The organism is Blautia sp. OF03-13 (assembly GCF_003460685.1).
Lineage (GTDB): Bacteria > Bacillota > Clostridia > Lachnospirales > Lachnospiraceae > Fusicatenibacter > Fusicatenibacter saccharivorans.
In genome coordinates this window covers 19,440-43,628 of the sequence record NZ_QTVR01000001.1, presented here as the reverse complement: position 1 = coordinate 43,628, position 24,189 = coordinate 19,440, and the positions used below count along the sequence as shown (strand labels likewise).

27 protein-coding genes, 3 pseudogenes and 1 riboswitch are annotated in these 24,189 nt (G+C 48.2%); of the genes and pseudogenes, 4 read left to right on the top strand and 26 right to left on the bottom strand.

All coding sequences use genetic code 11. The features are described 5' to 3' along the window. Positions 1–18 precede the first annotated feature (18 nt). The gene (locus tag DXA55_RS00230) at positions 19–858 is read right to left on the bottom strand and encodes a helix-turn-helix domain-containing protein (RefSeq protein WP_055228178.1); all 840 of its coding nucleotides are present in this window, start codon (positions 856–858) and stop codon (positions 19–21) included. A gap of 231 nt (positions 859–1,089) precedes the next feature. Here DXA55_RS00230 and arfA point away from each other — a divergent pair. After that, a pseudogene (gene arfA, locus DXA55_RS00225) lies at positions 1,090–2,588 on the top strand (arabinosylfuranosidase ArfA). Between the two features lie 217 nt (positions 2,589–2,805). Then, positions 2,806–2,967 (top strand): hypothetical protein, encoded by a 162-nt coding sequence (locus tag DXA55_RS17200; RefSeq protein ID WP_242998321.1) that lies wholly within the window; start codon positions 2,806–2,808, stop codon positions 2,965–2,967. A gap of 192 nt (positions 2,968–3,159) precedes the next feature. Here the strand turns inward: DXA55_RS17200 and DXA55_RS00210 are convergent, their stop codons facing one another. From DXA55_RS00210 to DXA55_RS00140, 16 genes and pseudogenes are all read right to left on the bottom strand, one after another. Then, on the bottom strand, positions 3,160–3,762 hold the full coding sequence (locus tag DXA55_RS00210) for a folate family ECF transporter S component (RefSeq protein ID WP_022461732.1): 603 nt from the start codon (positions 3,760–3,762) through the stop codon (positions 3,160–3,162). Positions 3,763–3,829: 67 nt separating this feature from the next. After that, positions 3,830–3,929, bottom strand: a riboswitch (THF riboswitch). A gap of 99 nt (positions 3,930–4,028) precedes the next feature. Further along, positions 4,029–4,214 (bottom strand): DUF6198 family protein, encoded by a 186-nt coding sequence (locus DXA55_RS00205; protein ID WP_334294721.1) that lies wholly within the window; start codon positions 4,212–4,214, stop codon positions 4,029–4,031. Then, entirely contained in the window at positions 4,127–4,399 is a 273-nt protein-coding gene (locus tag DXA55_RS19070) for a PIN domain-containing protein (protein ID WP_118594420.1), read from the bottom strand. Before DXA55_RS19070 ends, DXA55_RS00205 begins: the two co-directional genes overlap by 88 nt. A 32-nt stretch (positions 4,400–4,431) precedes the next feature. Beyond that, entirely contained in the window at positions 4,432–4,650 is a 219-nt protein-coding gene (locus tag DXA55_RS00200; protein ID WP_117508967.1) for a UDP-N-acetylenolpyruvoylglucosamine reductase, read from the bottom strand. Between the two features lie 18 nt (positions 4,651–4,668). Then, on the bottom strand, positions 4,669–5,913 hold the full coding sequence (locus tag DXA55_RS00195; RefSeq protein WP_416388257.1) for a glutamate-5-semialdehyde dehydrogenase: 1,245 nt from the start codon (positions 5,911–5,913) through the stop codon (positions 4,669–4,671). Between the two features lie 42 nt (positions 5,914–5,955). After that, positions 5,956–6,504: a 5-formyltetrahydrofolate cyclo-ligase gene (locus DXA55_RS00190; RefSeq protein ID WP_117508969.1), complete on the bottom strand. Its 549-nt coding sequence runs from the start codon at positions 6,502–6,504 to the stop codon at positions 5,956–5,958. Next, positions 6,482–6,699, bottom strand: a pseudogene (locus DXA55_RS19065) (DUF896 domain-containing protein). The gene DXA55_RS00190 and the pseudogene DXA55_RS19065 overlap by 23 nt, the downstream one beginning before the upstream one ends. Before the next feature lie 106 nt (positions 6,700–6,805). Beyond that, entirely contained in the window at positions 6,806–7,960 is a 1,155-nt protein-coding gene (locus DXA55_RS00180; RefSeq protein ID WP_117812769.1) for a DUF3048 domain-containing protein, read from the bottom strand. 50 nt (positions 7,961–8,010) lie between these two features. After that, positions 8,011–8,514 carry an rRNA maturation RNase YbeY gene (ybeY, locus tag DXA55_RS00175; protein WP_055228185.1) on the bottom strand — a complete coding sequence of 168 codons (504 nt, stop codon included), beginning with the start codon at positions 8,512–8,514 and terminating at the stop codon, positions 8,011–8,013. Then, entirely contained in the window at positions 8,511–9,542 is a 1,032-nt protein-coding gene (locus DXA55_RS00170) for a PhoH family protein (protein ID WP_117508970.1), read from the bottom strand. Before DXA55_RS00170 ends, ybeY begins: the two co-directional genes overlap by 4 nt. Further along, positions 9,529–10,827 carry a sporulation protein YqfD gene (locus DXA55_RS00165; protein ID WP_055267859.1) on the bottom strand — a complete coding sequence of 433 codons (1,299 nt, stop codon included), beginning with the start codon at positions 10,825–10,827 and terminating at the stop codon, positions 9,529–9,531. Before DXA55_RS00165 ends, DXA55_RS00170 begins: the two co-directional genes overlap by 14 nt. Before the next feature lie 45 nt (positions 10,828–10,872). Beyond that, positions 10,873–11,166 carry a YabP/YqfC family sporulation protein gene (locus DXA55_RS00160; protein WP_117812768.1) on the bottom strand — a complete coding sequence of 98 codons (294 nt, stop codon included), beginning with the start codon at positions 11,164–11,166 and terminating at the stop codon, positions 10,873–10,875. 206 nt (positions 11,167–11,372) lie between these two features. Further along, positions 11,373–11,993 (bottom strand): hypothetical protein, encoded by a 621-nt coding sequence (locus DXA55_RS17195; RefSeq protein WP_199605728.1) that lies wholly within the window; start codon positions 11,991–11,993, stop codon positions 11,373–11,375. A gap of 93 nt (positions 11,994–12,086) precedes the next feature. Further along, positions 12,087–12,626 (bottom strand): DUF2284 domain-containing protein, encoded by a 540-nt coding sequence (locus DXA55_RS00150; RefSeq protein WP_055217961.1) that lies wholly within the window; start codon positions 12,624–12,626, stop codon positions 12,087–12,089. 21 nt (positions 12,627–12,647) lie between these two features. Beyond that, entirely contained in the window at positions 12,648–13,628 is a 981-nt protein-coding gene (locus DXA55_RS00145; RefSeq protein ID WP_055267855.1) for an alpha/beta fold hydrolase, read from the bottom strand. Positions 13,629–13,635: 7 nt separating this feature from the next. Next, positions 13,636–14,331, bottom strand: a complete 696-nt coding sequence (locus tag DXA55_RS00140) for a YjjG family noncanonical pyrimidine nucleotidase (protein WP_158564995.1) — start codon at positions 14,329–14,331, stop codon at positions 13,636–13,638. 168 nt (positions 14,332–14,499) lie between these two features. Between DXA55_RS00140 and DXA55_RS00135 the strand changes: the two genes are divergently transcribed. Continuing rightward, entirely contained in the window at positions 14,500–14,778 is a 279-nt protein-coding gene (locus tag DXA55_RS00135; RefSeq protein ID WP_055228190.1) for a type II toxin-antitoxin system HicB family antitoxin, read from the top strand. Between the two features lie 65 nt (positions 14,779–14,843). Here DXA55_RS00135 and DXA55_RS00130 read toward each other — a convergent pair whose 3' ends face one another. Further along, positions 14,844–15,539 (bottom strand): DNA alkylation repair protein, encoded by a 696-nt coding sequence (locus DXA55_RS00130; protein ID WP_022462562.1) that lies wholly within the window; start codon positions 15,537–15,539, stop codon positions 14,844–14,846. Positions 15,540–15,699: 160 nt separating this feature from the next. On the opposite strand from DXA55_RS00130, the gene DXA55_RS00125 reads away from it, so the two are divergent. After that, positions 15,700–16,161: a hypothetical protein gene (locus DXA55_RS00125; protein WP_117812766.1), complete on the top strand. Its 462-nt coding sequence runs from the start codon at positions 15,700–15,702 to the stop codon at positions 16,159–16,161. A 64-nt stretch (positions 16,162–16,225) separates the two neighbouring features. Here DXA55_RS00125 and DXA55_RS00120 read toward each other — a convergent pair whose 3' ends face one another. The 8 genes and pseudogenes from DXA55_RS00120 to DXA55_RS00085 all read right to left on the bottom strand — a co-directional run bounded on the left by DXA55_RS00120 (position 16,226) and on the right by DXA55_RS00085 (position 24,168). Then, positions 16,226–17,167, bottom strand: coding sequence for a GTP-binding protein (locus tag DXA55_RS00120; protein WP_117812765.1), 942 nt, complete (start codon positions 17,165–17,167; stop codon positions 16,226–16,228). A gap of 57 nt (positions 17,168–17,224) precedes the next feature. Continuing rightward, the gene (locus DXA55_RS00115) at positions 17,225–17,722 is read right to left on the bottom strand and encodes a pyridoxamine 5'-phosphate oxidase family protein (protein WP_117812764.1); all 498 of its coding nucleotides are present in this window, start codon (positions 17,720–17,722) and stop codon (positions 17,225–17,227) included. Between the two features lie 26 nt (positions 17,723–17,748). After that, the gene (gene rlmH / locus DXA55_RS00110; protein WP_117508974.1) at positions 17,749–18,228 is read right to left on the bottom strand and encodes a 23S rRNA (pseudouridine(1915)-N(3))-methyltransferase RlmH; all 480 of its coding nucleotides are present in this window, start codon (positions 18,226–18,228) and stop codon (positions 17,749–17,751) included. 105 nt (positions 18,229–18,333) lie between these two features. Beyond that, positions 18,334–19,728, bottom strand: a complete 1,395-nt coding sequence (gltA, locus tag DXA55_RS00105) for an NADPH-dependent glutamate synthase (protein WP_022462566.1) — start codon at positions 19,726–19,728, stop codon at positions 18,334–18,336. Next, the gene (locus tag DXA55_RS00100; protein WP_055217977.1) at positions 19,728–20,615 is read right to left on the bottom strand and encodes a sulfide/dihydroorotate dehydrogenase-like FAD/NAD-binding protein; all 888 of its coding nucleotides are present in this window, start codon (positions 20,613–20,615) and stop codon (positions 19,728–19,730) included. Before DXA55_RS00100 ends, gltA begins: the two co-directional genes overlap by 1 nt. Positions 20,616–20,738: 123 nt before the next feature. Next, positions 20,739–22,201: pseudogene (locus tag DXA55_RS19060) on the bottom strand (DNA translocase FtsK); the annotation flags it as partial. 245 nt (positions 22,202–22,446) lie between these two features. Continuing rightward, positions 22,447–23,277: a DNA translocase FtsK 4TM domain-containing protein gene (locus tag DXA55_RS18180; RefSeq protein WP_117812763.1), complete on the bottom strand. Its 831-nt coding sequence runs from the start codon at positions 23,275–23,277 to the stop codon at positions 22,447–22,449. Between the two features lie 24 nt (positions 23,278–23,301). Continuing rightward, positions 23,302–24,168 (bottom strand): undecaprenyl-diphosphate phosphatase, encoded by an 867-nt coding sequence (locus DXA55_RS00085; RefSeq protein WP_022462569.1) that lies wholly within the window; start codon positions 24,166–24,168, stop codon positions 23,302–23,304. Between the last annotated feature and the right edge of the window lie 21 nt (positions 24,169–24,189).

Genomic DNA, 24,189 nt, shown 5'->3' with positions numbered 1-24,189 from the left:
TGAATATTTTAGCATAAGCTATTGGGAAAAGCTATAGCATTTCTCATCTTCCTGCAACTTCACTTTATATTTTATGCTTTTTCCGCCTTGCTGCTGCCATTCCCGCGGAGAACATCCGCAGTGGCGTTTGAAATAGCGGCTGAAATGAGACAGATTGGAAAAACCGCAGATTTCCGCGGTCTGTCCGATGGAAAGTGCCTGATTTGTCAAAAGATTTTTCGCCTTGTCGAGCCGTACTTCAATCAGATCGCTGTGCGGGGTGCTGCTGAAAAACTGTTTATAATAAGAATAAAACTGGCTTTTTTCCATATTGGCCATCTGGCAAAGCTTTTCTGTCGTCCAGTCTTTCTCATAATGGCTCAACATCTTAAGGCGCAGCTCCTGGAATTCCTGATACAGTCCGGCCGGCTCCTCTGCCGCTTTCTGGTACAGCCGCATACCGCGCGATGCCGTAATCATCATCTGACGAACCAGTGCTTCCTCATATTCCACTGCGTATGGATCTTTCACAATGTATTCCCTCTGCAAAAGGCGAATCAGCTCATCAATTGCTTCCGTGTTCTGTGGATAAAAAACAGCATTCTGCGGAATTCCATACGTTTCACCCAGATTCTCACCGCACCAGAAATGGACATAGCTGTTGCGAAACTTCTGAACAGCCTGATAATGCTGCTCGTGATCCGGCGTGTAAAAAAGGCAGGCATTTTCCTGTGCAATGAAAAACGCAGTTCTGTCATACACCTTCATCGGCGTTTTAAACAACAGAAACAGATAGTCCCCGCTGCCCTCCGGCCGATATATCGTCTCATAATCGGCGTTGGATCTATTATATTCACAAATATGAACTGAAAATTCCATTCTTCTCGTTTCCCCTTTTCTTTTCTTCTCCCTATTTTACCGCAAAACCGGAAAAAAAGTCAAATTTGCCGGACAAAAATCTCTGGTTTTTTTCTATCTTCCTGCTAAAATTGAAACTATCCAAAGCGAAAGCGAAACGGTGGAATAAAATCATAGACACGCCGGTGATCCTTTGTTTTTCTGGATCGTGTCTGAAAACGAACATTTCTTTTAACAGGAGGATTTTTAAGTATGAAAAAAGCAGAGATTATCATTGACAAATATTTTCTCACCGGAAAAGTTGACAAACGAATCTTCGGTTCCTTTATCGAGCACCTGGACGCGCCGTTTACGAAGGCATCTATCAGGAAGGAAGTGCTCTCTCCGACGAGCAGGGCTTCCGAAAAGATACCCTGGATCTTGTCAAAGAGCTTCAGGTACCGATCATCCGTTACCCGGGCGGAAACTTTGTCTCGGGCTATCACTGGGAAGACAGCGTAGGCCCGAAAGACAAACGGCCTGCAAAACCAGATCTTGCCTGGGGCGTGATTGAGACAAACGAATTCGGTCTGAATGAGTTTGCTGACTGGTCGAAAAAAGCCGGCAGTGACATCATGATGGCCGTCAATCTCGGAACCCGCGGACCGGAAGACGCAAAAAATGTGCTGGAGTACTGCAACTTCAAGGGCGGCACCTACTACAGTGATCTGAGAAAATCCCACGGTTACAAAGATCCACACAACATCAAACTCTGGTGCCTCGGCAACGAGATGGACGGACCGTGGCAGATGGGACATAAGACCGCTTCTGAGTACGGACGTATTGCGGCAGAGACTTCCCGTCTAATGAAATTCATGGATCCGACGATCGAAACCGTTGCCTGCGGAAGCTCCAATCTTACGATGCCAACCTTCGGTTCCTGGGAATATACGGTTCTGGACGAATGCTATGATGAGGTGGATTACCTTTCTTTACACCAGTATTACGGAAATTATGCAAATGATACTGTCGATTTTCTGGCAAGCTCCAAGGGCATGGATGATTTCATCTCCGGTGTAGTTGCGATCTGTGATGCAGTCAAAGCGAAAAAACACGGCAAAAAGCAGATTAACCTTTCCTTCGATGAGTGGAACGTATGGTATCACAGCAATGAACAGGATCAGAAACTGGAAAAATGGGTACGTGCACCGCATCAGCTTGAGGATGTTTACAACTTTGAGGATGCACTTCTCGTCGGAAGCATGCTGATCACACTCCTGCGTCACGCAGACCGTGTCAAAATCGCCTGCCTTGCACAGCTTGTCAACGTTATCGCTCCGATCATGACATCCGATACCGGTGCATGGCGTCAGACGATCTTCTATCCATACATGCATGCAAGCGTATACGGCCGCGGAACCGTCTTAAATACACAGGTTTTGACACCGATTTACGAGAGCAAAACGTACGGCGAAGCTCCGTATCTCGATTCTGTCTGCATCTGGGATGAGGAAAACGATGCACTGACCATTTTTGCAGTCAACAAGAGCCTGGATGAGGATATGGAGGTTTCCTGCGATCTGCGTCAGTTCGAAGGATGCCGTCTGGCTGAGCACATCGTGCTGACAAACGACGATATGAAAGCGGTCAACACCGAAGCAGATCCGAACCACGTTACTCCGACCCATTCCGATGCCACCAAACTGGAGAATGGAAAAATGCACACCGTTCTTGGAAAACACAGCTGGAATGTGATCCGTCTTACAAAATAATGGAACCGTATAAGGTATGGCCTGAAAAACAGAACATCTGAATTTTTCATCCAAACATATGCATAAAGGAGTTTTATTTTATGGCACAGGCATATTTATTTGTTCATTTTCGGGAAAAAACAACACCGGACGGCGAACAGGTTTATTTCGGCATCAGCGCGATGGTTTCCACTGGGAAGCTGTCAACGACGGCGCTCCGGGTGCCGGCCAGGGATATGTGCCGTTTGTTGCAGACAGCCTTGCTTCCGGAAAATTTGTTCGTTCTGATGCTTCCTTCTCGTTCCCATACGGCTACAAGCATGGAACGATTCTTCCGATTACAGAGGAGGATTACGAGCGGATCAAAAACCATGACTGGTCAGATCACGGATATCGGTAAAATCGCTGTCCGCCTGATGGGATTTTCATACAAAAAGAACTGCGGCAGGCTTCCTTTTGGGGAAGTTCCTGCCGCAGTTCTTTTTCGCTTTTCTTTTCCGACAAAACCCATCCGCTTCCTTTTTGTTCTGGCGGACAGTACCTTTTCTGCAGATTGGTAAATGTATCGTTTTGATGGTGTCTGAATTTTTCTTTATCTCTGTGCCTGTGCAGCGGTTCTTGCATGGAACATGCGGAAGACGCCGGTCTGCTCGATCAACTTCGTCAGGCTGTAGAAAATGATGGAATCGATCGGCCACATAATCAGGTTCTTTAAGGCACGTGCCGGAAGAAGCACCATGATTCCTTTTCCATACAGCATGCTGATCCACAGGGTGTTCAGCAGTACGTTGACAGTCAGCATAACGATGAACTTGGCTGCAAGCACACGTTTGATGGTCAGTTTTTTGCGATAGTAGAAGCATCCATACATAAAAGATGCCAGCATCGCATTAAAGGTGAATCCGAAGAAGAACGGGCCGCTCGGTTTCAGGAAGTATTTTACGACATCAAGAATGCCGGAGAAAAGACATCCTGTCACTGGTCCGAACAGGTAATCGACAAGGCGGTTCGGGATTCCGGAAAATCCGATGCGGACATAAGGTCCGATATCAATCGATGCTACCTGGTTCAGAATCATCGCCAGCGCTGCGAACATGGCACAGGCTGCGAGGGTTGTGACTGCTTTCAGCTCTTTTGCTGACTGCAGAAACATGTTTTTTGTTTCTTTTGCTGTTTCATTTGCATTTTTCTGCATAAAAAAATTACCTCCTTTACAGATATCTGACTACAATAGGAGATAATCTCTTGTCTCTATCTTCTGTTGCAGCGAGATGCAATTCATATACCGCAAGATTTTCTCTTTTCGTCTCCCTGGCTACTCTCTATCCCGGGAGCACTTTACGCATATGAACTTACTCTGCAGTTGTTTTTGTCCTGCTCATTATATAGTAAAATCCCCTTGGTTTCAAGAGGTATTTACATTTTTTCTAATTTTTTACGATCAAATATCAGCCCTGCATTTTACGGTCTTTCCGGTGATAAAACGGAGACAAACGCAAACTTTTTATCCAGCAGTTTTCCCATCAGCACAATACCTTTTCCCATCGTAAAAGCAGCTGCTACCGTTCCGATTCCAAATATTCCGTCGGAGTAACCGCAGGTATGTTTGAAGTCACATAATCTGCTGTATTTCTTGTAACAATATATTGTGCGCAAAATGATTCGGCACATTCCATCTGCAAACAGTCTTCAAAATCTGAAAATGTTTCATTTTTCAGACCTTTCATTAGTTTTTCTGAATCAATTCCTTCTACATCAAAAATTTCAAATAAGCTAAGGAGAAGTTCTCTTCTTTCTTTTACGTCATATGTCTTTCTTAAAATAAAAAACATATTAGAAACAGAGTGTGCGGCAATGCACGCATTTATTTTTCCTCTCTATAAGATGCCAATTCAGCATCGTCATCCTGAACATTTCCTTTTTTTCTTATTTGCTCCATTCGTAAAAAAGCATCTTTTTTCGATTCAACAGCACCGCTATTATAAAGACTGTTTACACCCTGCATAATCTGAATAATAAACACTAGTTTATCTTCTGGCATTTTTTCCAATAATTCAAATGCTTCTTCTCTCATTGCTGTCATTATGTTTTTGTCTCCTTTCTATGACCGTACCTGTCCATTCCCATATACCACAAATTTAATCGAGGTCAGCGCCAGCAGTCCCATCGGGCCTCTGGCGTGGAGTTTTTGGGTGCTGATTCCGATTTCGGCGCCGTAGCCGAATTCGAAGCCGTCGGTGAAGCGGGTGGAGGCGTTGACGTAGACCACCGCTGCGTCGATTTCGTCCAGGAATTTCTGGGCGTGGGTGTAGTCGTTGGTGATGATCGCCTCGGAGTGTTTTGTGTTGTAGCGGTTGATGTGCGCGATCGCTTCGTCGATAGAGGAAACCGTTTTAATGGATACGATATAGTCGAGATACTCTTTTCCCCAGTCCTCTTCTGTCGCTGCTTCTGCTCCCGGCATGTATTCTCTTGCCTTCTCGTCTGCGCGCATCTCCACCTGTTTCTCTTTCAATCGTTCTGCGAGAACCGGCAGCAGTTTTTCACGCACGTTTTCATGCACTACGATGGATTCACACGCATTGCAGACGCCGACACGCTGTGTCTTTGCATTCAGAATAATATCCACTGCCATGGAAAGATCGGCTGTTTCATCCACGTAGATATGACAGTTTCCGGTTCCCGTCTCAATGACAGGAATCGTGCTGTTTTCCACGACAGCGCGGATCAGTCCGGCACCGCCGCGCGGAATCAGAACATCGACATAGCGGTTCATCTTCATAAACTGTGCCGTTGTCTCACGTGAAGTATCTTCGATCAGAAGCAGCGCATCCTCCGGCACCTGCTCCTCCTTCAGTGTTTTCCGCAGTGAGGCAACAATCGCCATATTTGAGTGGATCGCATCACTTCCGCCCTTCAAAATCACGACATTTCCCGTCTTAAAGCAGAGTGCAAACGCATCCGCTGTTACATTCGGACGTGCTTCATAGATGATTCCGACAACACCAAGCGGAACACGTTTCTGCCCGATCAGAAGACCGTTCGGCCGTTTTTTCATACCGAGAACTTCCCCGATCGGATCGTCCAGCTCGGATACCTGACAGAGACCTTCCGCCATCGCCTCGATGCGACTCTGATCCAGAAACAGCCGATCCAGAAGACCTTTGGACATTCCTTTTTCTCTTCCATGCTCCATATCCAGCGCATTTGCCGCGATAATCGCATCGGCATCCGCCACAAGATTTTCCGCTGCTTTTTTCAGCACACGGTTTTTCGTCTCTGTCCCCATGATGCGAAGCACAGGTTCCGCCCCACGGGCTCTTGTTCCGATTTCTTCCAGACTTATCATATTCGTCTCCTCCTCGTGTTGTCTTATCGTGATTGGCTGCTAACGGTAAATCTTCTGCTCTGTCACCAGCATCTGCGGCAGAACATCCGTCTCTTCAAACGGCACCGCATCAAACAGCTGAAACTCAAACGCCGCTGCAACCGTTGTAAACCCTGGATGTGCGGCAAGAAAGCGGTCATAAAATCCTTTTCCATATCCGACTCTGTGGCGCGCCGGATCAAAGGCCACACCGGGTACCAGCAGAAAGCCCTCTTCCCGCGTGCAGACCTTTCCGCCGTCCGGCTCCATAATGCCAAAATAGCCGGATTTCAGCGTGGAGAAATCTTTGATCTCATAATAAACCATATCATCGTCTTCCACGCGCGGCACAGCGACCGTCTTTCCCATTTGCAGGGCCTTCTCGATCAGATCCCGTGTCATGACTTCTTTTTTGAAGTCCATATACGCAAAAAAGCAGTCCGCATCCAGAAACTCCGGCAGAGCCGTGATTTTTTCATAAATCATACGGCTCTTTTCCTGAATTTCTTCCTGTGTGGCTGCTCTTCTTCGGGCAAAAACTTCTTTTCTAATGTTTCCTTTTGCTTCCATAGCGCTCCCCCAGATTTACGATTGTTCCGTCTTTCTCCTGCATATCAATATTGTCGAGCTGGGTACGGAGGTTCATTTTCACGGCTGCAATATATTCTCTCCGCAGCTTCTGCTGCTCTTCTTTCTCCGCCGGCGTCAGCCCTCTGCTTTCGCCTTGCGGGCAAGTTCGTTAATTCTCTGTATATTAATTTCCATTTTCTGTATTTCGCTCCTTTAAATTACCGGAATTTTCTCTTTATCTTACCGCAAAACACGGTATCTGTCCAGCAGATCCGCGAAAAATCTGAAATCCGGTTTTCAATCACCGGATTTCAGTCTCGTCTGTATAATTATCCAGTACAATCAGAACCCATGTTTTTCCAGGATTCAACTTAATCTCATCGCCATTCCCATCCCGGTATTTTGTGACGCCCCACGGATCATCCTTGCTCCATGTCACGTCGATGGCCTTTCCGCTTGTGATATACGTTCCCGTTCCGCCGTTTACCACATCGATATCGAGATATTCCGCATTGTCATCATACTTTTTCCAGGAACAGTACTGCACGATAATGTTCTTCACCGCAAGCTGTTCCTGTGTCATCTCATCGATCTGCGGTTCCCCGAACTGATAACGCAAATACGTGCCGCTCGCCTCATCGTACGAAAACCACGGATTGTTGTGGAAATATCCGCCCGGTGCCACATAGGCGGCATTTCGTCCCTGTTCCAGCGTTTCCGGTTCTGTCTCGGATGCAAACTGGAAAAATCCGTCATAACCGTCTTTGTAAGATGTCCGGTAGCCGCAGAGATCGATTCCCGCTGCAATCCCGGCCGCATCCAAATACGCATTGTGCGGCGACGGACGATCCGACGTCCGGTAATACACCTGTTCCGAATACTCCATGCCATTCACATTGTCTATGTGATCCGATTCGAGCAGCGGAATCGCATACGCCGCCTGTCCGTAATGATAATACAGGGCATCAAAACCAGCCGCCAGATACACATAATATTCACGGCAGCTCCGCACCGATCCGATCTTTTCGAGATCATCATAGTTTTCAAACAGCCCCATCAGGCGCGTAATGCCGCCTTCGACCGGCGCTTCATAGATCACTCCCGCACGGCTGATACCGCTCTGCGGGCAGGCGCTGATGATATTGCTCAGCATAACCGCCACCGGGCGCCTTCTTCCCTGTACTTCGGCGACAGGTTCTCCTGTCAGATAACTTTTCACCATACCTTCCGGCAGCGCATCCTCCGCGGGTGTCGGCTCAATCGCTTCCGGAACCAGCGGCTCCGGTGCCGGATCTTCGGTCGGGACCGGTGGTTCCGTAGCTTTCGTTTCTGTCTTGCTTTCCCCTGCTGTCTCTTCTGAGACATAAGAAGTTCCTGCCGATGCAGTTTCCGGTGCCGTTTCCCCAATTTTCCGGCATCCGAACAGCATCATGCTTCCCAGCAGAGCAATCCCCAATGTGTAAAACCCTCTCTTTTTGATAAAGACCCCTCCTTTTCTGCTTTCAATCAGTCTCTTGTGATACCGAGACGCTGCAGCACCTCTTCCTGCTTTGCCTCCATCACGGCTGCTTCCTCCGGTGTCATATGATCATAACCCAGAAGATGCAGCATACTGTGTGCAACAAGAAAAGCAAATTCGCGTCTTAAAGAATGACCGTATTCCTCCGCCTGCGCTCTTGCGCGCGCAACAGAAATTACGATATCACCCAGCATCAGCTCACCGCTGTCCGGGTTAAAACAGTCATCTCCCTCTTCCGTCTCCAGAAAATCGAACGAAGCCGGAGAAGGATAATCTACCATCGGGAAAGAAAGCACGTCTGTCTCCCGGTCAATGTTTCTGTGTTCCCGGTTCATGGTGCGGATATTTTCCGGATCGGTCAGAATCAGTTCTACTTCTGCCTCATACGGGCACGCTTCCTGATCCAGCACACCATTGATTACCGCTGCTGCAACCTCTTCCGGATCAAATCCAAGGTCAAAATCCTGTTCATTTTCAAACGTCAGTGTCATTTATTTTCCCTCCGTTTTCTCGTCGTACTTTTTGCTCTGCCGCTGTGATTTTCCGGCTTTGCTTTCTTTTCATATTCATCGTAAGCCTGTACAATCTTCTGCACCAGCGGATGACGGACAACGTCCTTGCTCGTCAGCTCGCAGAAGGAAATTCCGTCTACTTTTTTCAGTACCTGCATTGCCACATCAAGGCCGGAGCGTGTACCGGAAGGAAGGTCCTTCTGAGAGGCATCTCCGGTTACAATGACTTTGGAACCGAAACCGATACGGGTCAGGAACATCTTCATCTGCGCCGGTGTCGTATTCTGTGCCTCATCAAGGATAATAAACGCATTGTCGAGCGTACGGCCTCGCATGTACGCGAGCGGCGCAACCTCAATCAGGCCTTTTTCCATGTTTTTCTGGAAGCTCTCTGCTCCCATGATCTGATACAGCGCGTCGTAGAGCGGCCGCAGATACGGGTCAATTTTACTCTGCAGGTCGCCAGGCAGGAAACCGAGTTTTTCACCCGCCTCAATCGCCGGACGCGTCAGGATAATACGGCCTACTTCATCGTTTCGGAACGCGGTGATCGCCATCGCCATTGCAAGGTATGTTTTTCCGGTTCCGGCAGGGCCGACGCCGAAGACGACCATCTTTTCCCGAATCGCATCCACGTACGCTTTCTGACCGAGTGTTTTCGGTTTGACCGGACGGCCTGCGACCGTGTGGCAGATGCAGTCACTGTCGATTTCAGCAAGGCTGCTTCCGCTGTCCTCCATAACAAGTGAGATTGCATAATTGACGTTCTGTGTGTTGATATCATTTCCGCGGCGTGAGAGCTCCAGAAGCTGTGTCAGACATTCCTTTGCGCGCGCTGCATTCGATGCCGGGCCCACAATTTTTAAAACGCCGTCCCGGGAGATCAGCGTAACCGCCAGGGATCTCTCCAGGATTTTGATGTGTTCATCAAACTGGCCGAATACTTTCTTTTCATGTTCGATGGGCAGTTCCATCTGCAGTTCTATCATGTTGTTATTGCTGTTCATCTACCATTGTTTCCTTTCCATCCGACATCTTCTGCATTTCGCAGGGCTGTGCTTCTACGGCCCGTTCTATCACGCGAAGTGTCCCTTTTGTGATACATGACGTATCGTTAAGTTCTATTGTAACATGATTCTCCGATATTTGAAGTCCTTTTTCTGATAAATTTCTGTGGAATTTCTGATAATTCTGCGAGGCTTTTTCTTTTGCCTCGTGTTCTGAGTAGGTTTCTTTCTGAACTTCAAAAGGAAATTTCTGACGGTAGCCGAAATAAAACGGAAGGGCAAAGTTTTCTGTCAGATAAAGCTGCTGAAGGGACACTTCCTCGTCTGCTCCATTTTCCCTTTTCTCTGTTTTCTGATCCGCCGTTCCGGTCATGCTCCGCAAACTCTCCACAAAATTCTCCGGCAGCAGATTTCCAAGGAAAAATCGGTAAGCAGAAATCTGAAATACCGGCGTTTTTTTCTCTGCTTTCTGATATGTCCGTACCGTATGGGAAAGCGGAAAGGTATCATAATAGTACCACGTCGTCTCAAGGTCAATATCCGCGTCTGCGTGAACATAAGAATAATCATACGTTTCCCCACTGTCATTCACAAGCGGAATCTCGCCCTTTACAAGAATGTCTCCCGCTTGACATGTATCACCGGGGAGCACCTGCGGAATGCCGTTCCGTGTGATAATACGCACGACCGTCCCTTCTTTTTTCGCCACAAGATTCTGCGGATCATCTGCTTTTTCTTCGATCACATAGCCGTCTACGTTTTCTTTTACCGCAAGGACAAGCTGCGTCCCTTCTATTTTTGCGGACACCCAGGTCAGATTCGGAAACTGCTCCCGCAAATACGATGCGGTCTGGCTGCAGTCCACACGTTTTTTCCAGCTTCCATGATGAATCCCGGCCGCGTCAAGGCTGTTTAAGATCGTCTGCGTACTGTTCGCGTAATTTCCTTCCACATGAATATTCCAGATGAACTGCGACAGCGTGTAAAGTCCCGCCAGGCAGAGAAAAATACCAATAAAAAATGCCTTTCTTTTTAAACTTCGCCGGTAAAAGAAAGGCAGTCCCTGTTTTTTCTGTATTCGGATGCGCACACCGCTCTTGCGGCGGATCGGCAGGAGGCGGAAAAAATCTTCCGGCAGAAGGCTCATCTCAAAGCAGCCCTGATGTTCTGTCACGTCCCACAGTGTGATGTTATGGTGCCCGCACAGATTGAAAAAACGCTCCGGTTCACGGCCCGTCACACGAATCCGCACACTGCCTTTCCAGAAAACCTTTCCCCTCTGCAAACGCACACCCCCTTTTCAGCATTGGAATGATTGGAATCATTACACTTATTGAAACGTCGCCTGATCGATTCTCCCTTCCACCCGCATCTCCTCCCCGGAATACGAAACAATCCGGATTCCCTCTCCCACAAGGAGCAGCCTGCCATATTGTGTAAGCACACAGAGGCGGCACGCATTATATTCCAGAATCCTGCGGAAATTTTCAATCTGCACTTCTCTCCCGCCGTAAAACGTCACAACCGGCTCGCCAAAAGCAAGATCTGACGGAACCTGCATCGCCGAAAGCAGCTCCCCGCCCGGCGGATGGAGCAATTTTTTCTGCTTTTTCTTTTTTCGCATCCAAAACCTCCTCCGCTTTGCGGGTCTGCTTTTTGTTCTATCGCTATTTTATGCAGAAAAAAGCACAAAAATACCCCACAGCCGCTGGGGTTTCCTGCCCGATCAGGCTGCGGGGTTTCATTTCTCTTTTTAAAAACATTTTTTGCAGGGTTCATACCCCTGGGCTTCTGCATTTTCTCTCGTCATCTGATATGCCCGATCCGGATTCATTCTGCCGCAGTTATTTTTGTTATGGTACTTCGATCCGGTCTCTGAAATCCACACGAGCTGTCCTCCATACGGATCCGATTCCTGCGGAGCTCCGTTACCTGTGGTTCTTCAGCAGTCACTGCCGGCTGCGTTTCTTCCGCTGCCTGCGTTTCAACGGTTTCTTCCGCCGCAGCTTCTATGGTTGGCTCAGGTGTCGGCGTCTCGGTCGGGTCAGCCGTTGGAGTTGGGGTAGCAGTCGGCGTTGGTGTTTCGGTCGGTGTTGCTGTCGGCGTTGGTGTTGATGTTTCAGTCGGGGTCGGCGTCGCTTTTTTCGTCGGCGCTGCCGTAACGCTGACGGAAACAGACTCTGCAGATGCCTTCTGTGTTTCCTTACTGCTGTACGTCACAGGTGTCAGCGCACAGGCGGAAACCAGCAGCAACACAGGAAGCAGCACAGGAAGTGCTTTCGCCACATGAAACCGTTTCTTTATCGTATTCCAGGTAACCGGAAGCAAAAAGATTCCAAGCAGCAGCAGTGACAATGCATATGCCTTCTCCTCTTTCCAGTAACCGGCTCCCGCCAGTATCATCAGAATACCGAACAGATACCTGAGAAAATTTCCTGCCTTTCTCAGCATATTTCATTCCCCCTCTTGTGTATTTTCTGAATTTCTTACAGCGAAATCCTCTACTGTAAATACGTTTGAAAGAATGGAAAATTACATCACAGATTACGATTCTTTATAGAAAATCATGCTGAACCATATGACCATATGCTCGCCGAGGTAATAATCCATCATGTTTTTTTCAATCAGGTTTGCAACAACGATGCCGTGGCTCTCGATGCATGGATGCATCAGTTCAAGATGGCGGCAGCCGCCTCTCGGGTAGGTACATTTATCACAGAGCTGGCAGGAATCGGAGGAAAGGGCGAAGGTGAGCAGGGTTTTGTCTTTTAAATGCTGCTCGATTTCGCGTGTGATTTTTTCGTGCTCCGATTTTGTTTTTAATGTCTCATCCATATCCATGATGTTGTCCACTTCTGCGATGCTGGAGAAGAACAGAACGTGATCGTAGTTCATGCAACGCTCCTTACAGACTTCAACAGTGCCGACCGCCGGCGGGCAGGACCAGGAGGCTCCGTAGCGGGAGCACTCCTTTTTGCAGATCTGGCGGACCCGGTCATTGAATTCGATGTCCTCCGGTTTTACAAATGCATACTGATAGATAGGAAACTGGGTAATATATTCTTCGATTTCTGTCTGTGTCATTTTGTCATCCCTTCTCTTTTGTTACAGATCTTTTTCCAAAAAAGCAAATACCATATTCCAGTACGTCTGGAGCATGCGCCCTCTGGTTCCAAACAATTCATGCTTTGCGCCCGGTACTTTTACCATTTTTGCCATGCCGGGACGGCGTTCTGCCATTTTCCGGATCATCCGCTCCTGGGCACGGTTGGACACAAGATGATCGTTCTCCGCCTGAAATAAAAGGACAGGAGCCTCGATCCGTTTCCATCCGCTCCGCATCAGATCGCGGTACAGATGTGCGGCGGCATGGAGCCATCCGTAAGAAGCGGCATTTAGGTGATACAGCGGCTCTTTTTCCCGCTTCTGCTGGTAATAGAGAAAGCGCGGACGGGAGAGGGACGAACTTTGTTTAAAGCTTTCGATTCCCTGGTATGGTTTCTGTCCTACCACATACTGTGTGCCTCGTTCTGTGGCACAGGCAAAAGCTGCGATCCGTTTTGCATCGGCGAACGGCACTTTTCCGGTCAGCGGACGGATCATCGGCGAACTCAAGACCACTTTCCGGAACAGATGCGGCGCTTTGGCGGCCGCTGCTGCTGCGATTCCGCCGCCCATCGAGTGAGAATAGAGAACGAGCGGAAGACCGCATGCCTCTGCTTTTGCTTTTCGTGCAACAAAGAGCAGATCTTCTACATAACGATGGTAGGAATCGACATAAACAAGCGACGGATCATCCACCAGACGGTAGCTCTTTCCGTGGCCGCAGTGTTCCGGCAGATAAACATGAAAATGCTCTTTGATAAAATAATACACGATCTCTTTATATTTCTCTGCATTTTCCGTAAAACCGTGTGAGATTACAACAACACCTCTCGGGCGGAATGCGCGGTAACGAAGAACATGAATCGGATGACCGCTCTCCCTTTCCCAGTAAAATTCTTCTGCATGAGCGGCGAGGTACGGCTCCACACCATTCTGCATCCGCTCCGCGTAATTTTTTTCCTGTAATACGCGTGTTCTCATTAGCAAATCACCTGCTTTCATCCAGATACGAAAGGATATCCTGAAGATTGTCGATGGTACAGTCCGGTGTAACTTCAATTTTGTTCGGAAGATGATCCGGGTTGTACCAGCAGGTCAGGATTCCTGCATTTTTTCCGCCGCGGATATCACTTGTGAGGGAGTCGCCGACGATCACAACCTCATCCGGTGCATAACTTCCGATTTCGTTCCATACCGCATCAAAAAAAGCCTTCTGCGGCTTGTCCACACCGACCTGTTCCGAGATAAAAACGCCGTCCAGAAGCTGATCAAGCCCGGAAAAGCGGAGTTTACGCTCCTGTGCAACAGTGGTTCCATTTGTTACTGCATACTGTTTTACGGTAGCTTTCAGCCGTTTTACCAGTTCATCTCCGTGATCGCAGAAGAAAGCCTTATCGCCGAGGCGGATCTGATATTCATCATTGAATACCTTTACCTGATCCGTCGGCAGTCCTTCCGATTCAAAAAATTCATGGAATCGTCCAAGCATCACCTGTTCTCTCGTAAGCTCTCCCGTCTCCAGCCGCTCCCAGTAACCGCGGTTGATCACGCTGTAGCGCTGCAGCATTTCGTCCGTGCAGGTTCCCATATGAAACTTGTTGAAACAGTACTCAATTGCATATCGTTCCGACATCTTAAAATTCAGAAGTGTTCCGTCGATGTCCCACAAAATTACTTTTATCAAAGAGAAATCCTCCCTTGGTTTCATTTGTATTTTCCAATTATCTGTTTTTCATTCTAGCATAGATTACAAATACGATCAATTGTATTTTAGGCATTGTATCTTTTGAGAAAAAGTGCTACGATAAAAAAGAATTTCCGTGAAAAAGAAAAGGAAGAAGGAAGAAACACTATGAAATTTACTTATCCAGCCGTTTTTCATAAAACCGAACAGGGAACCTACGAAGGTTATTTTCCAGATCTCGCCTGCTGCTATGCAAAAGGGGATACCCTCGACGAGGCGCTGGAAGATGCCATTCACTCCGCCTATGACTGGATCTCTCTGGAACTGACGGAAGAAGAACCTGATTTTCCGCCGGTATCGGATGTGGCAGATCTCGGGAAAAGCGAAGGTGAAATTGCAAGAAATATTGCCGTCAACATCCGGCTTTTTGAGGGATGGGACGAATAAGTTCAAAAAAGAGAAAGAAAACCGTATTGCTGCGATATTCAAAACGCGGCGATACGGTTTTCTTTTTATCTCTTCCAGGTTTTCAGCATCTCTTTTTCTTCTTTGCTGATCCGCAGCGACTCTCTGATTTTCTGAATTGTTTTGTTATGTGTCCAGTCATCGAGACTGTTTTCTTTCAGCAGTTTCTGTGTTTTTTCCGGAAAATGAATATAACAGATCGATACTGCCCAGGCGACGGCCATTTTTACGTAATAGCCATCGTGATGAATCTTTTTCATCTCCTCCAGCACAGCATCGATATACGCTTCGTTGATAAAAAAGTCCAGCAGACACACAACACCAAACCGGATTTCATATTCCCGGCTGCTTTTCAGCCATTTCTGCAGATATCCATACCAATACTCCTGGTCTTTCTTCATAAAATGGCACGTTGCACAGGAGCTGTCACAGATTCCCCAGCTGTTGATCATCGGCACGAAGCGGTCCAGTTCTGCCGTCTGTTCTTCACGGGTCAGCTTTCCGTAGCCGATCATCATTCCGCGGATCAGAAGCTCCTCGTAGACTTCCGGATTAAACTGTTCGGTATAAACTTCATAATGGTCTCTTGCTGTCGCTTTTGCAATCCGTCGCGAAACCGGAATGCGGACACCAAGAATCCGACAGTTCTGTCCCGGAACAAGAGAGCTGTGAAATTCCCGGTATTTTGCATCTATATTGCTTTCCAGTTCTGCCCGAATGGCCTGCATTACTTCCTGTTCCATATGATTTCCCCTCTCTTTTCTTTCTCTTTAAGATGTTTTACACGCTTTTTACAAATGTTTAACCCTGTTATTTCTGCACTTCTGATAAGATAAAATTAAAGTAAACGATAACATCCACCCTGCCAAATGCCAGATCTTTTCCGGCTGAAAGGTGAGTCTTATGAGAAAGAAATATACATTTTTTCAAAATATCCCATTCCTGTGCAAATTTCAGAAGCAGCCAGCCCTTGCAGAAGAAGCGCCAGTTGTTTCCACAACGCTGTCTATTCCGTTTTCCGGACCCGCAGAAAGATCCTTATATTTTACCGAAAACCCGGATTTTACCGCTCCCTCTGCCGGTATCCATTCCCGTCGTTTTCCGGGAAGCCGGATCTTTCTATATTCCAGCGATCCCGAGCACGATCTTGCGGCAGTTCCATCCTCTCTTTTCGATGTGCTGCACCGCTATTTTGCCGTCCATTCACCGGATGATGTCGTTTTATGGAAAGATGGCATTCTCTCCTTCCAGACCATGGAAAATCAGCCGCAACCGTTGACTGCTCTTTGTACACCGGATGATGCACGGGATTCCAAAATCATTCCGTTCCCCACACTGTCAGAACGGCAGCGCATTTTACAGTAACTGCTATTTAGCCAAACCAGCAGGAGCATGATGGAAAATACCCCTTTCCGTCATGCTCCATTTTTTACTTAATTCCGAGAATTCCACTAATCCGCTCTTTCGAAAGCCCCGCGCCGATTACAATCAGCACTTCCTGGCTCTCCGGCACTGCCTGGAATGTCATCTGTTCCCGCGTCGCATTGATTTCGCTCCACACAGTTTCGCCCGTCTTTACAATTCCTTTGATCCGGAATACATTGCCGCATGATGAATCCGCAAAGATTGCTTCTGCTGCCTTTTTCAGCGCTTCTTCCGTAATCTTCGGCTCCAGAAAGCAGAGCGAATCAAATGTCTGCTGCTCGCCGAAATCCAGCTTCCGGTAATCCTCCGAACGGTAATTGCATTCGGAGAGCATTTTGAAATCATCCTCTGTCAGATCATCCCAGTTTTTCTGTAAAATTTCTGCATCAGAAAACTGTCTTCTGCAGCCTGCCTGCTCGAGCGTGCGGTTCAGATGGGCAATCGTTTCTTCTTTCTTTTCCTCCGAAACATTCTGTACTTTGCTCAGCACGATTTTACCAGCGTTCGCCGCCTCGGAAGCCAGCAGATACTCTTCTTCCTCCGACAGCTTCTCATCGAGCCCGGCATCCAGAATCGTGATGACGCTTCCCGCCTCATACCAGCGGTTCAGCGGCTCGTCATACAGCGTGTCAAAGAACTCATCCACATCGTAAATCCCCGACGGTTCCACGAGAATGCGGTCGTAGCCGCTCATGCCCATCGAGATCAGTTTCGTGCGGAATCGTCTGCGGTGTGTCTCTTTGTCGCATCCGCCGGAAATCATCTCCAGCTCGCACTGATCGCCGCGCAGTTCCTGCAGAAGCAGCATATCCACATTGACTGCCCCAAAATCATTCTCCAGGATGCCGATGTTCTTTCCCTGTGCCATCAGATACTTTGCGTACTGTTTCAAAAAAGTCGTCTTCCCTGAGCCAAGGAAGCCTGTAATCAGATCAATTTTAATCATTTCTGCTGTCCTTTCTGCTGTCTTTTTCCGTCTGCAGCCTGCGGAGCTTCGAACACTCTATTTTCGTCTGCGCTCTTTGCCGGTAAATATATCGATGTCTATGCGCCATACGGCAACGCGCTCCACCATCTCCGGCAGAAAAGCGATCTTCGCCTCCGGTGCGATATGCGCCATGATTTTTTCCAGGCCTTTCTTCTTTACCTCCGGATCTGTCACCTCCGTGATGGTTCCGTTTCCCATGATACTGCGGTACGCATAGGAATACGCACACGTATAGTCACCTGTAATCACTTCATGGTTGTAATCCATCTCCACCGCCACGCGCGGATCCGCTGCAAATGCAGCCGCCTTCCGCCCTTCTTTTGCCCCATGCAGGTACAGACAGACGTGAAGAGTTCCATCTTCTTCCCGGACATCATATCCATAATTCATCGGCACGATAAACATGCCTTCCTCATCCATCGCCCCGATCCGCACAACCTCGCAGCTTTCCAGAATTTCTCTTAAAATTTCAGGATCTGTAATCTCCCGCTTTTTTAAACGCATTTCACGCATCGCAATCACACCTCTCTTATTCGCAGCTATTTATGATATGGCTCCCCGCAGTTAATGCGGTAGCTCCGGTAAATCTGTTCCAGCAGAATAACCCGCATCAACTGATGCGGAAATGTCATTTTCGAAAAACTGAGCGCATAGTTCGAACGCTTCAGAACTTCCTCGCCAAGCCCTAAGGAACCACCGATCACAAAAATAATATGGCTCGTTCCCTGCACGCCGAGCGTATCTATTTTCTGGGCCAGCTCCTCGGATGTGAGCTGTTTTCCCTTAATTTCCAATGTAATCAGATAAGCGTCATCCCGGATATATTTGAGAAGGCGCTCTGCTTCTTTGTTTTTGATATTTGTCTCTACGGTTTCACTCGCGTTGTCCGGTGTCTTTTCATCCGCCACCTCGATAATTTCCAGCTTTGCATAGCGGCTGAGGCGCTTCGAATACTCGGCAATCGCATCCCGCAGATATTTTTCTTTGATTTTTCCTACTGTCAATACTGTAATTTTCATTCTGTAATCTTAAAACCCTTTCGGATATCTGTCAAAAACACCAAAAGCCATATAGATCACTTCTTGTCCGCGTCTATATGGCTTTTAGTTTAGAAAAGCAATGCCTTATGCATTTTTGCTTTTGATATACTCATCAATTCCTTTAGCTCCGGCTTTTCCGGCACCCATAGCAAGGATAACGGTTGCTGCACCTGTTACAGCGTCACCGCCGGCGTAAACGCCCTCTTTGCTGGTCTTTCCGGTTTCTTCCTCAGCTACGATACATTTTCTTCTGTTGACATCCAGACCGTAGGTGGTGGAAGAAATCAGCGGGTTCGGGGAAGTACCAAGAGACATGATAACTTCGTCTACTTCAATTTCGAACTCAGATCCTGGAATCTCAACCGGTCTTCTTCTTCCGGAAGCGTCCGGCTCGCCAAGTTCCATACGGATGCAGCGGATACCGGTTACCCAGTCTTTGTCGTCGGTCAGAATTTCTACCGGGTTGGTCAGAAGGTCGAAGATGATACCTTCCTCTTTTGCATGATGAACTTCCTCTGCACGGGCCGGAAGCTCTGCCTCAGAACGACGGTAAATAACGTGTACCTCTGCGCCGAGACGAAGTGCGGTTCTTGCAGCGTCCATAGCTACGTTGCCGCCGCCGACTACAGCAACTTTCTTGCCGTGTGCGATCGGGGTATCGTAATCATCGCGGAATGCTTTCATCAGGTTGTTTCTGGTCAGGAACTCGTTTGCGGAGAATACGCCGTTTGCGTTCTCACCCGGGATTCCCATGAACATCGGAAGGCCTGCACCGGAACCGATGAAGACTGCTTCAAATCCTTCGTCTTTTAACAGCTCGTCGATGGTAACGGATTTTCCGATGATAACGTTGGTCTCAATTTTAACACCGAGAGATTTTACGTTCTCGATTTCAGCGGCAACTACTTTGTCTTTCGGAAGACGGAACTCCGGAATACCGTAACTTAATACACCGCCGGCTTTGTGAAGTGCCTCGAAGATGGTTACATCGTAGCCAAGTTTTGCAAGGTCTCCTGCGCAGGTAAGACCTGCAGGGCCGGAACCGATAACCGCGATCTTGTGGCCGTTTTTCTCTGCTGCCGGAACCGGTTTGATACCGTTTTCTTTTGCCCAGTCAGCAACGAAACGCTCCAGTTTGCCGATGGAAACAGCGTCGCCTTTGATTCCGCGGACACATTTGCCCTCGCACTGGCTCTCCTGCGGACATACACGGCCGCAGACTGCCGGGAGTGCACTGGACTCACCGATAATTTTGTATGCTTCCTCGAAGTTTCCCTCTTTTACCTGTGCAATGAATGCCGGAATGTTGATATTAACCGGGCATCCTGTGATACATTTTGCATTTTTACAGCCCAGGCAGCGCTGTGCTTCTTCTACTGCTTCGTCTTTGTTGTATCCAAGACATACCTCGTCAAAATTTGTGGCACGTACCTTCGGCTCCTGCTCACGTACCGGTACTCTGTTTAATCCCTTTGCCATTATTTGTCACCTCCGCACTGGCCGCATCCACCGTGATGGGTTGCGCCTTCCTGGTATCTTAAGAGAGCTCTTCCCTCTTCTGTCTTATACATCTGCTGACGTTTCATAGCCAGGTCGAAGTCTACCAGATGACCGTCAAACTCCGGTCCGTCTACGCAGGCAAATTTTACTTCATTGCCTACCATTAGACGACAGGCACCGCACATACCGGTTCCGTCTACCATGATCGGGTTCATGCTTACAACGGTCGGGATGTTCAGTTCTTTTGTCAGAAGACATACGAATTTCATCATGATCATCGGTCCGATGGCAACACAGACATCATACTGTTTGCCCTGGTTCTGTACAAGGTCGCGGAGTACATCGGTACCCATACCTTTTCTTACGTAAGAACCATCGTCTGTGGTTATGTACAGATTGCTGACAGCAGACATTTCTTTCTCGAGAATAACGAGATCTTTTGTCTTTGCTCCGACAATGGCGTCAGCAGTGATTCCATGCTCATGCAGCCATTTTAACTGCGGGTAAACCGGTGCAGTTCCAACACCGCCGGCTACGAATACGATCCGTTTTTTCTTCAGTTCTTCGATATCTTCGCTGCAGAACTCGGACGGCTGCCCCAGAGGTCCTACGAAATCCATGAAAGCATCTCCCGCTTTGAGATCTTTCATTTTTTTGGTAGATTCTCCGATCGGCATGAATACGATGGTGATAGTTCCTGCTTCTCTATCGTAATCACAAATGGTCAGAGGAATTCTTTCTCCTTCTTCATCTGCCTTGACAATAACAAACTGTCCAGGGAGGCAGTGCTGTGCTACTCGCGGTGCTTCTACTACCATACGGTAGATATTATTCGCGAGCATTTCCGCTTCTTGAATCTTGTACATAATATCCTCCTAATCTTGTTAGAAATATTTTAACAAAAGCACGACTTGGATTTTCGCGCATTTTATGTTAATACTTTATCACGTTTCCGGTTATTTGTAAACAACGGACAACATCTTTTCCCATCATCCGTGTTCCTCCAGATAATTTTCGAACTGTTCCATGGACATCAGAACTTTTCTCGGCTTGGTTCCTTCCTCCGGTCCTACGACACCGGCATCCGCGAGCTGGTCCATGATTCTGGCCGCGCGGTTGAAACCGATTTTCAGCACTCTCTGGAGCATGCCGATCGATGCCTTATCTTTTTCGATGATAAATTTTCCGGCTTCCACGAAGTAATTATCGCGGTTATCTCCGCCGCCTGCGGCAGAACCGCCATCCAGGCTTACGGTGTGAATCCGTTTTTCGATATCCGGATCATAAGCGTTCTCGCCGTAGTGATCTTTTAAGTAGGCAACGACATCACTGACCTCTTTATCCGAAACAAAGGATCCCTGCAGACGGGCCGGTTTCTGGTAATCCTGCGGCTTGTAGAGCATATCGCCTTTTCCAAGCAGTTTTTCCGCACCTCCCATGTCGAGGATCGTACGGGAATCTACGCTGGAAGAAACCGAGAATGCAATACGGGACGGCATATTTGCCTTGATAAGACCAGTGATGACATTGACGGAAGGTCTCTGTGTTGCAATAATCAGATGGATGCCGGCCGCACGGGCAAGCTGTGCCAGACGGCAGATCGCATCCTCCACTTCTCCCGGCGCAACCATCATCAGGTCGGCAAGCTCATCCACGATAATGACGATCTGCGGCAGTTTTTCCGGTTTTTTGCCGTTTTCATCCGGCGGCAGCTCGGCAACTTTTGCATTGTAGCCTTTCATATCGCGCACGTTGAATTCCGCAAATTTGTTATAACGGTCTGTCATCTCCGCAACCGCCCAGTTCAGAGCTCCGGAAGCCTTTTTCGGGTCTGTGACAACAGGAATAAAAAGGTGCGGAATGCCGTTATAAACAGAAAGCTCAACGACCTCGGGTCGATCATGATCAGTTTGACGTCTTCCGGTTTTGCCTTATAAATAATACTCATAATCAGTGTGTTGATGCAGACCGATTTACCGGAACCGGTCGCACCGGCGATCAGAAGATGAGGCATTTTCGCGATATCTGCGATGACCGGCTGACCGGCGATGTCTTTTCCGACAGCAAAGGCCAGATTCGAAGAAAAGTTCTTAAACTCCGGTGTTTCAAGAAGATCACGCAGCATCACGGCCGTGTTCGTCTTATTTGGAACCTCGATTCCGACTGCGGATTTTCCCGGGATCGGTGCCTCAATGCGGACATCTGCTGCTGCAAGACTCAGCTTGATATCGTCGGTCAATCCGACAATCCGGCTTACTTTCACGCCCTGTTCCGGCATCAGCTCATACCGTGTGACGGTCGGTCCGCAGCTTACGTTATTGACTGTAACTTTGACACCGAAGCTGTCCAGCGTCTCCTCCAGTTTCCGCGCTACTTCCCGCAAATGCGCATCGGAATCGCCCATGGCACCGCGCATCCCTTTTTTCAGAAGATTCATCGGCGGTGTTTTGTACTCCGGCCGCTTTTCCTCTGCTTTTTTCCCGATTTCCTGACGAATGCCGTCTATATCCGCCTCGATCTCTTCACAGGAAGACCGCGGATTTCTCGTATGATCCGCAGACGTTTTCTCTTTTTTCGCCTCTTCTGCAGCTTGCCGTGTCATCTCCGGTCCTGTCTTTTCCGACTCTTCAGCCGGCACAGAACCACGGTGAATCGAAAGCTCCGGCATCTCCATCTGATGGGTATCGTCGTTTTCGTTTAAATCAGCCTCGATTCCACATGAGAAAGAAGGCGGGATTTCTTTTTCTTCCCGGCTTTTTTCGGTTCCTCCACTGGCTCAAGAATCAGCTCTTTTCCTTCCTCTTCCTCCATCGCAGCTTGGCGCGCCAGACGCTCCTGGCGGCGCTCCTCCGCCATCCGGCGGTGGTCATTCGTCTTTTCATGGATCGGCGCGAGAATCGGCTTCTGCGTCATCACGATCACGGAAATCACGATGGCGATCACAATAATCACCCACGCGCCGATCTGGCCGAATCCCATGCCGAGAATTTTCACGACAGACCCTCCTAAGATTCCTCCGCCGAGATGATCGTAGGCGCTGTCAAAATAGTAATCCAGAAATGTCGTATCTCTCGTATAGCCGGACGCCAGAAGCTGCATAAAAGCGCAGAAAAAGACGAAACAGCTGATCGCTCCCCCAGTTTTCCGCACAATTAAAAAGTTCTGTCTGTTTGCTATGTAAAATGCTGTTCCAAAGAAGATCAGAACCGGTGCTGCCCACTCTGTCACGCCGAAAAGGCCGAAAAAGAAGTCGCAGACAGCCTGTCCGATCACGCCGCCCATACCGAAATTACTGAGCATCAGCAGAATCGAAACAGCAAGCACGGAAAGCAGAATAATTTCTGCGCGCACTCCCTCGTCCATCGGCTCACGGACTGTGTTTTTCCTTGTGCCGGAGGTACGTTTTGCGGTACTGCTCTTTTTCGCCGTTGTTTTTCTGGCCGTTGTTTGGGTCTGTTTCTTTTTTGCTGTTCCGGAATCAGAAGTTTTTTTCTTTGTCTTCCCGCTTCCCTTTGTTGTATTTGCCATGCAGAACTTCTCCCCTTTCTCGTATTACAGCAGAAAATATCCTGCAATGGAGAATGTCCCGACAAGAAGACAGTACAAAGCAAAATATTTCAGTTTCCGTTTTTTCACCACACGCATCAGAATGCGGATCGTAAAGTAACCGGCAAGTGCCGCCATGAAAACGCCGACCAGATATACCGGATGAAAAACAATTTTATTTTTTCCCATGGTCGCAATTTCAACGATCGTTGCCCCGATAATCGCCGGAACACTCACAATCAGAGAGTATTTCACAGCGTACGAACGGGTCATGCCGCCGATCACACACGCAGAAATAGTCGAACCAAGACGGGAAAGACCCGGAATCGTGGAAAAGCCTTGGAAGAATCCGGCAATCAGTGCATCTTTCGGCTTCAAATTTTTCTGCGTTTTTTCTCCCTCCGGAAGCATATCTGCCACCACAAGCAGAATCGCCGTCAGATACAGACCAACGCCAGGTGCCAGCAGATTCGAGGAGGTCAGTGTGACAAGGCTCTGAATCATGCCGCCGATTACAGCAGTCGGGATGGTGGTCAGAATCAGCAGGAAAGCAAGCATACGGTAGTTGCTGCCGAGTACCTTCCGGTACTGCTTTCTCTCCTGATGCTGACTGGAAAAGTGTTCCTTTAAATTATGAAACAGATCGATTATGATTCCGCACAGCGCGAGGAAGAGACGTTTCCATTCCTTCGAAAATGTGAGCAGAATTGCAATCATGGAGCCAAAGTGCAAAAGCACATTGAAAAACACCGTCTGCGTATCTTCGATCTTCATAAAGTGACGGAAGATAATCAGATGTGCGGAGCTGCTGATCGGCAGGAATTCCGTGATTCCCTGGATCAGGCCCAGAAATAAAGCTTCTATTACTGTCATTTTTTTATCCTGTTCCCTTAT

What these genes read in the sequence shown, in the direction of transcription:
- DXA55_RS00230 (WP_055228178.1), bottom strand. Translation starts at nt 858, where the DNA reads ATGGAATTTTCAGTTCATATTTGTGAATATAATAGATCCAACGCCGAT.
- DXA55_RS00210 (WP_022461732.1), bottom strand. Translation starts at nt 3,762, where the DNA reads ATGCAGAAAAATGCAAATGAAACAGCAAAAGAAACAAAAAACATGTTT.
- DXA55_RS19070 (WP_118594420.1), bottom strand. Translation starts at nt 4,399, where the DNA reads ATGTTTTTTATTTTAAGAAAGACATATGACGTAAAAGAAAGAAGAGAA.
- DXA55_RS00200 (WP_117508967.1), bottom strand. Translation starts at nt 4,650, where the DNA reads ATGACAGCAATGAGAGAAGAAGCATTTGAATTATTGGAAAAAATGCCA.
- DXA55_RS00190 (WP_117508969.1), bottom strand. Translation starts at nt 6,504, where the DNA reads ATGGAAGCAAAAGGAAACATTAGAAAAGAAGTTTTTGCCCGAAGAAGA.
- ybeY (WP_055228185.1), bottom strand. Translation starts at nt 8,514, where the DNA reads ATGACACTGACGTTTGAAAATGAACAGGATTTTGACCTTGGATTTGAT.
- DXA55_RS00170 (WP_117508970.1), bottom strand. Translation starts at nt 9,542, where the DNA reads ATGAACAGCAATAACAACATGATAGAACTGCAGATGGAACTGCCCATC.
- DXA55_RS00160 (WP_117812768.1), bottom strand. Translation starts at nt 11,166, where the DNA reads ATGCGAAAAAAGAAAAAGCAGAAAAAATTGCTCCATCCGCCGGGCGGG.
- DXA55_RS17195 (WP_199605728.1), bottom strand. Translation starts at nt 11,993, where the DNA reads ATGCTGAGAAAGGCAGGAAATTTTCTCAGGTATCTGTTCGGTATTCTG.
- DXA55_RS00150 (WP_055217961.1), bottom strand. Translation starts at nt 12,626, where the DNA reads ATGACACAGACAGAAATCGAAGAATATATTACCCAGTTTCCTATCTAT.
- DXA55_RS00145 (WP_055267855.1), bottom strand. Translation starts at nt 13,628, where the DNA reads ATGAGAACACGCGTATTACAGGAAAAAAATTACGCGGAGCGGATGCAG.
- DXA55_RS00135 (WP_055228190.1), top strand. Translation starts at nt 14,500, where the DNA reads ATGAAATTTACTTATCCAGCCGTTTTTCATAAAACCGAACAGGGAACC.
- DXA55_RS00130 (WP_022462562.1), bottom strand. Translation starts at nt 15,539, where the DNA reads ATGGAACAGGAAGTAATGCAGGCCATTCGGGCAGAACTGGAAAGCAAT.
- DXA55_RS00125 (WP_117812766.1), top strand. Translation starts at nt 15,700, where the DNA reads ATGAGAAAGAAATATACATTTTTTCAAAATATCCCATTCCTGTGCAAA.
- DXA55_RS00120 (WP_117812765.1), bottom strand. Translation starts at nt 17,167, where the DNA reads ATGATTAAAATTGATCTGATTACAGGCTTCCTTGGCTCAGGGAAGACG.
- DXA55_RS00115 (WP_117812764.1), bottom strand. Translation starts at nt 17,722, where the DNA reads ATGCGTGAAATGCGTTTAAAAAAGCGGGAGATTACAGATCCTGAAATT.
- rlmH (WP_117508974.1), bottom strand. Translation starts at nt 18,228, where the DNA reads ATGAAAATTACAGTATTGACAGTAGGAAAAATCAAAGAAAAATATCTG.
- gltA (WP_022462566.1), bottom strand. Translation starts at nt 19,728, where the DNA reads ATGGCAAAGGGATTAAACAGAGTACCGGTACGTGAGCAGGAGCCGAAG.
- DXA55_RS00100 (WP_055217977.1), bottom strand. Translation starts at nt 20,615, where the DNA reads ATGTACAAGATTCAAGAAGCGGAAATGCTCGCGAATAATATCTACCGT.
- DXA55_RS18180 (WP_117812763.1), bottom strand. Translation starts at nt 23,277, where the DNA reads ATGGCAAATACAACAAAGGGAAGCGGGAAGACAAAGAAAAAAACTTCT.
- DXA55_RS00085 (WP_022462569.1), bottom strand. Translation starts at nt 24,168, where the DNA reads ATGACAGTAATAGAAGCTTTATTTCTGGGCCTGATCCAGGGAATCACG.